Source organism: Lentzea sp. (assembly GCF_036380075.1).
Taxonomy (GTDB): domain Bacteria; phylum Actinomycetota; class Actinomycetes; order Mycobacteriales; family Pseudonocardiaceae; genus Lentzea.
Window position 1 is genome coordinate 1 of the sequence record NZ_DASVFL010000092.1, and the last position, 5,630, is coordinate 5,630.

Annotated in this window: 7 protein-coding genes and 1 pseudogene; 4 read left to right on the plus strand and 4 right to left on the minus strand. The window is 71.2% G+C overall.

The genetic code is table 11. The features are described from left to right. Positions 1-409: 409 nt before the first annotated feature. The gene (locus VF330_RS11265; protein WP_330851483.1) at positions 410-2,185 is read left to right on the plus strand and encodes a 3-hydroxybutyryl-CoA dehydrogenase; all 1,776 of its coding nucleotides are present in this window, start codon (positions 410-412) and stop codon (positions 2,183-2,185) included. Between the two features lie 44 nt (positions 2,186-2,229). Further along, positions 2,230-2,826 carry a DUF3558 family protein gene (locus tag VF330_RS11270; protein ID WP_330851484.1) on the plus strand — a complete coding sequence of 199 codons (597 nt, stop codon included), beginning with the start codon at positions 2,230-2,232 and terminating at the stop codon, positions 2,824-2,826. Here VF330_RS11270 and VF330_RS11275 read toward each other — a convergent pair. Next, on the minus strand, positions 2,823-3,026 hold the full coding sequence (locus tag VF330_RS11275) for a zinc ribbon domain-containing protein (protein WP_330851485.1): 204 nt from the start codon (positions 3,024-3,026) through the stop codon (positions 2,823-2,825). The two genes, VF330_RS11270 and VF330_RS11275, sit on opposite strands and share 4 nt — an antisense overlap. 32 nt (positions 3,027-3,058) lie before the next feature. Here VF330_RS11275 and VF330_RS11280 point away from each other — a divergent pair, with 32 nt between their 5' ends. Next, positions 3,059-3,352 (plus strand): hypothetical protein, encoded by a 294-nt coding sequence (locus VF330_RS11280; RefSeq protein WP_330851486.1) that lies wholly within the window; start codon positions 3,059-3,061, stop codon positions 3,350-3,352. Here VF330_RS11280 and VF330_RS11285 read toward each other — a convergent pair whose 3' ends face one another. Both VF330_RS11285 and VF330_RS11290 read right to left on the minus strand, forming a co-directional pair. Continuing rightward, positions 3,353-4,045: an alpha/beta fold hydrolase gene (locus tag VF330_RS11285; protein WP_330851487.1), complete on the minus strand. Its 693-nt coding sequence runs from the start codon at positions 4,043-4,045 to the stop codon at positions 3,353-3,355. Further along, positions 4,045-4,590, minus strand: coding sequence for a GNAT family protein (locus VF330_RS11290; protein ID WP_330851488.1), 546 nt, complete (start codon positions 4,588-4,590; stop codon positions 4,045-4,047). The genes VF330_RS11285 and VF330_RS11290 overlap by 1 nt, the downstream gene beginning before the upstream one ends. Before the next feature lie 23 nt (positions 4,591-4,613). On the opposite strand from VF330_RS11290, the gene VF330_RS11295 reads away from it, so the two are divergent. After that, on the plus strand, positions 4,614-5,141 hold the full coding sequence (locus VF330_RS11295) for a histidine phosphatase family protein (protein ID WP_330851489.1): 528 nt from the start codon (positions 4,614-4,616) through the stop codon (positions 5,139-5,141). A gap of 250 nt (positions 5,142-5,391) precedes the next feature. Here the strand turns inward: VF330_RS11295 and VF330_RS11300 are convergent. After that, positions 5,392-5,630 (minus strand): annotated as a pseudogene (locus VF330_RS11300) (hypothetical protein); the annotation flags it as partial.

The following is a 5,630-nucleotide window of genomic DNA, read 5'->3' on the forward strand; positions in this document are numbered from 1 at the left end:
GAGCACTGCTCGTGACGGGACCACCCCACCGCGCCGCCCCTAGAAGAGCCAAGAGCGCTCGGCTTCGCCGTCGCCTCGGCTCGCCTCGGCTCGCCTTCGGCTTCGCGCTGGATCTGCGGCTGCCCCGACTCGCTGGGGTTCGCTGCCGCGCAGCCCCCCGCTCGCCCCAGCCCTCCCCGCTTGTCCGCCCACCCTCTGCGCCCGTCCGCCCCCGACCCGGATGGCTCAACCCGCCGCTACCCCACATGGGTTGATCAGGCACGATGCCCCGCCGCGTCCCTGCCCTGGACCGATCACTGTTTCGATCCCGATGGCGAAGCTCACGGCGTCCGCCGCGGCGAGGAGTGGCATAGTCGCCCGCAAGTTACTCCTTGGTAGCCCCCCGCTTCACCCCACAGGGAGGTCTGCAGTGGCGCGCGAGATCAGGACCGTCGGAGTCGTCGGCTTCGGAACCATGGGCGCGGGCATCGTGGAGGTGCTCGCGCGCACCGGGCTCGAGGTCAGGGTGGTGGACGTCGACGCGGCGGGGGTCGAGCGCGGGCTCGGGCACCTCGAGCACTCCACCGAGCGGGCCGTGAAGCGCGAGAAGATCACCGCGGAGGAGAAGGCGGTGATCCGCGGGCGGGTCAGCACGAGCCTCGACCTGGCCAGTCTCGCCGGGTGCGACCTGGTGGTCGAGGCGGTGCCGGAGAACGTCGAACTCAAGGCCCGGATCTTCCAGGCCCTCGACGAGGTCCTGCCCGACGAGGCGATCATCGCGTCCAACACGTCGTCGCTGTCGATCACCGAGATCGGCGTGCACACCAAGAGGCCGGGCAAGGTCGTCGGCCTGCACTTCTTCAACCCCACGCAGGTGTTGAAGCTGGTGGAGGTCGTGCGGACGGTCGTCACGGAGCCGGACGTGATCACGGACGTCGTGGCGTTCGTCGAACGGCTGGGCAAGTCTCCGGTCGTGATCGGCGACAGGGCGGGGTTCATCGCCAACGCGCTGCTGTTCCCGTACCTCAACCACGCGGTGAAGATGCTGGAGTCGCGGTACGCGACGCGTGAGGACCTCGACGCCGCCATGCGGTACGGCTGCGGTTATCCGATGGGGCCCCTCGCGTTGTTGGATCTCATCGGTCTCGACACCGCGTACGAAATCCTCGACACGATGTACCACCAGTCGCGCAACCGTTTGCACGCCCCGGCGCCGCTGCTCAAGCAGATGATCACGGCCGGGTTGCTGGGCAGGAAGACCGGGCGCGGCTTCTACACCTACGACGGGCCCGACTCGCCGGTCGTCGTGCGGGACGCGCAGACGCCGTCCGAAGTGGACAGTGCGGCGCCGGCTCGTGAGGTCCAGCGGGTCGGTGTCATCGGCACGGGCACGATGGCCACCGGGATCGTCGAGGTCTTCGCCAAGCGCGGGTACGACGTCGTGCTGCGCGCCCGCAGCCTGGAGAAAGCGGAGACGGCGATCGGCGCGGTGCGCAAGTCGCTCGACCGCGCTGTCGGCAAGGGCAAGCTGTCCGAGCAGGACCGGGACGCGGCGCTGCGGCGGATCACGCCTGCCGTGGAGTTCGTCGAGCTCGCGGACTGCGACCTGGTCGTCGAGGCTGTCGCCGAGGAGATCGGCATCAAGAGGGAGGTCTTCGCCGCGCTCGACGAGGTGTGCAAGCCCGGCGCGGTGCTCGCGACGACCACGTCGTCGTTGCCCGTCATCGAGGTCGCGGCGGCCACGGGCAGGCCCGCGGACGTCGTCGGCCTGCACTTCTTCAACCCCGCGCAGGTCATGAAGCTCGTCGAGGTCGTCGAGACGATCTCCACGAGCGCCGACGTGGTCGCCACGGCCCGCAAGATCTGCCTCGACCTCGGCAAGCACCCGGTGCACTGCGGCGACGTCGCGGGCTTCATCGTCAACGCGCTGCTGTTCCCGTACCTCAACGACGCGGTGCGGATGCTGGAGGCGCACTACGCCGAGGCCGACGACATCGACAACGCCATGAAGGTCGGCTGCGGGCTGCCGATGGGGCCGTTCGCGCTGCTCGACGTGGTGGGGCTGGACGTGTCGCTCGCGATCCAGCGCACGCTCTACAACGAGTTCCGCGAGCCCGGGTTCGCCCCGGCGCCGCTGCTGGAACACCTGGTCACGGCCGGTCGTCTCGGCCGCAAGACGGGCAAGGGGTTCCGCGACTACTCGTGAGCCGCTCACAGGAGCACCATGTCGCGTCTGGCATGGTGGGGGTCATGCGTCGACTGGTGCTCCTGGTGGCTGTCCTCGTGCTCGTGTCGGGCTGTGCCCGTACGACCATCGGGGGCACCGCGGTGGCGCAGTCGCCCCTCGACGCCTCGTCGCCGTTCGACAAGGAGCAGGACCCCTCCACGGACCCGTCGTCGTCCGCTGATCCGGACGACCCCGAGACGGCGCCCATCGACGGCGAGGTGCAGGGCGTCTGCGCCAAGCTGAAGTGGACCGACCTGCCCTACCCCGGCGCGAAGGCGGACACGCCGCCCACCCAGATCAACTACGACTCGACGTTCGACCAGTCGTGCCGGTGGACGACGAAGGCCGGCGACGTCGAGGTCGGCGTCTCGCTGCGGTACCGCGAGGGCAAGCAGGTCACCATCGAGCGCACCACCGGTGACTGGGACGTGAAGGGCCACAAGGTCACGTACCTCGACCGCTCCGACGACCCCGAGGTCGACCCGTCGTGCGTGCTCGTCGTCCCCTACGAGGGCGGTGGGCTCGGGATCATCGTCATCGACCCGTCCGGCAAGTTCGGCACCGTCTGCGACCAGGGCCGCAAGGTCGCCGAGGTGCTGATCGACCGCGAGACCTCCTAGCCGCAGCAACCTCCACCGCAGCAACCGCCGCCCCCGCCCGCGGGCTGCTTCTGCGTCCCGCCGATACCGGCCATGGACAGCAGTTTCACGGTGTCGGCGTGACCGCCGGGGCAGCTCGCCGGTGAGGACGACTCGCTCATCGGGCGCTGCAGCTCGAAGGTGTCGTCGCACGTTCGGCAGCGGAACTCGTAGGTCGGCACGGCCTGATTCTACGAGCGGTTACCGTGTGGCCGTGCCTCGTCGTAACAGCCCCAAGCCAGAAGACTCACGACCCCTCGGCGGGGGCGTCGGCTGGGCGCGCACCGAGTCGGGGCCCGACGGCGACTGGCTGGTCCGCGCGATCTCGGGCGCGCAGGCGCAGAAGACCTACCGCTGCCCCGGCTGCGACCACGAGATCCGCCCCGGCACGCCGCACGTCGTCGCGTGGCCCGCCGAGGAGACCGGTTCGGTCGAGGAACGCCGCCACTGGCACCAGGGCTGCTGGGACTCGCGCGGCCGGCGTGGACCGACCGCGCGCCGCTGGTAGCTAGAGCCCGACCTGAACGCGCCACCGCTCCAGCCGGGCGCGGAACTCCTCCGGCTGTTCGACGGGTGGCAGGTGCCCGGCGCCCTCGACGCGTTCGCTGGTGGAGCGCCGCAACGTCACCGCGAGCTTCGCGGCCACGTCGGGCGGCGTGATCTTGTCGTGTTCGCCCACCAGCACCAGCGACGGGACGTCCATCGACTCCAGCACGTCCGTCGAGTCGGGACGCTTCGCCATCGCGCGTTGCCACCACGCCACGTCCTCGGCGCGTTGCTCCAGGATCATCGTGCGCACCGACGCCTGTGCCGTGTCGGAGGCGTCCGGACCGAGCAGGTTCGGCAACATCGCCTCGACGAGCCACTCGCCGACGCCCTCGCGCTCGACCCGGTCGGCCATCGCGTGCCGGTTCGCCGCGGCCTCCGGCGTGTCCGCGGTGTGCTTCGTGTCGATGAAAACGAGGCCGCGCACGCGTTCCGGCGCCCGCCGCAGCACCGCCATCGCGACGTAACCGCCCATCGAGCACCCGCCCAGCAGCACCTTGTCGAGGCCGCGTTCGTCGAGCAGCGCCAGGACCTGGGACGCGAGCACGTCGAGGTCGGGCTCGCCCTCGCCGCGCAACGACGGCGTGAGCGCGCCCGGCACGTCCCACATCCGCGCGTCGAGCGGAAAGGCGTGCAGCAGCACCAGGTCGTCCATCAGCTCTCCCACTCCGGCGCCAGCACCGACCACACCTCGAGGTCCTGGCGGACCCCGCGGTACGAGAAGTACGAGCGCAGCACCCCGTCCTTGGTCATGCCGAGCCGCCGCGCGACCGCGATGCTGGGCGCGTTGCGCGACGACACCCGCCACTCAACCCGATGCACGCCGCGCTCGCGAATCACGTAGTCGATCAACAGCTTCGAGGCGCGCGTGACGAGCCCCTTGCCGACGGCGGCGGGTTCGAGCCAGCAGCCGACCTCCGCGAGCGCCTGCGGGATGTCCATCACCCGCAGCAGCACGCCGCCGACCAGCACGTCGTCGACCCAGATGCCGAAGATCCGGCCGGTGTCGGCCGCGGCTTTGTCCGCGTAGCTCTGCAGGAGCCTGCGCGCGCTCTCCAGGTCCTTCGCGGCGTCGGCGAACCCGATGTGCTGCCCGATGAAGTCCCGGCCGCGCTCCATGTGCGCGAAGAACTCCTCGGCCTGCCACGGCTCCAACGGCCTCAGCTCGGCACCGTCCGTGCCCAGCGGCTTCACGAACATCCTGTTCCCCCAAGATGAGTGACGTGTCGACGCGAATCGTATTGGTGCGCCACGCGCAGTCCGTCCGGCCACGCCTGGGCGAGCCCGATGACGACCGGCGGCCGCTGCACCCGGACGGTCTGGCGGCGGCGGAGGAACTGGCGCCGCGGCTCGTCGCTCTGGCGCCGGTGGCGGTGCTGTCGAGCCCGCAGCGCAGGGCGGTGCAGACCGTCAGTCCTGCCGCCGCGGCCCTGGGGCTGGACGTGATCACGTGGCCGGAGCTGCGGGAGTGGGAGTCGGGGCTGCTGCCGAGCGCGGACTGGGAGGGGCAGTACGCCTGGAGCTGGGCGCACCCGGCTTCGGCGCACGGGTCCGGGGAGAGCTTGGACGCGGTGACCGCGCGGGCCGGGCGGGCGTTGGCGCGGATCGCGGCCGAGTATCCGGACGCGACCGTGTTGGTCGGGTCGCACGGGACGTTCCTGTCGCGGGCGTTGATCGCGTCGGGGCAGGACGTGGACTGGGACTTCTGCCGCTCGATGCCGATGCCTGCGGTCCACGAGATCAGGCTCTGACCTGCGGCGATGCGAAATTGTCGGTGTCGGCTGGGATAATTGAAAACAGGGGTCCCCCTGGGCGGGGGACCCCTGCGTCAGCTTGCGGCGCCGGGTGCGAGGCGCCTTGCTGTGGCGCCGGTGTGGGGCTGCCGGGCATGGGGCGACCGGGCATGGGGCAGCCGCGTGTAGGGCAGGCGGCCGGTGTTGCGAGCCCCGTCGTGGGGCGCGGTTTGTCAGGCGCCCGGTTGTCAGGCGTTGGTGTGCGGCGTCAGGACTTCTTGGCGGGCTGCGGGCGGGCGATCTTCGCCGTCGGGCCGTCGACCTGCGGTGTCTGGGCGGGCTTGTTCGGTGCCTGAGCGGCAGGCGCGGCCGGAGCAGCGGCAGCCGCCTGAGCCGGTGCGGCCTGCCCCTGCGCCGCCTGTCCCTGCGCCCCCTGAGCCGGTGCCGCCGGAGTGGCAGCGGCCTGGGCGGGAGCGGGCTTGGCCGGAGCCCCCTGCGCGGGCGCGC

Coding starts and splice junctions, on each gene's coding strand:
- VF330_RS11270 (WP_330851484.1), top strand. CDS start 2,230: ATGCGTCGACTGGTGCTCCTGGTGGCTGTCCTCGTGCTCGTGTCGGGC.
- VF330_RS11285 (WP_330851487.1), bottom strand. CDS start 4,045: ATGGACGACCTGGTGCTGCTGCACGCCTTTCCGCTCGACGCGCGGATG.
- VF330_RS11290 (WP_330851488.1), bottom strand. CDS start 4,590: ATGTTCGTGAAGCCGCTGGGCACGGACGGTGCCGAGCTGAGGCCGTTG.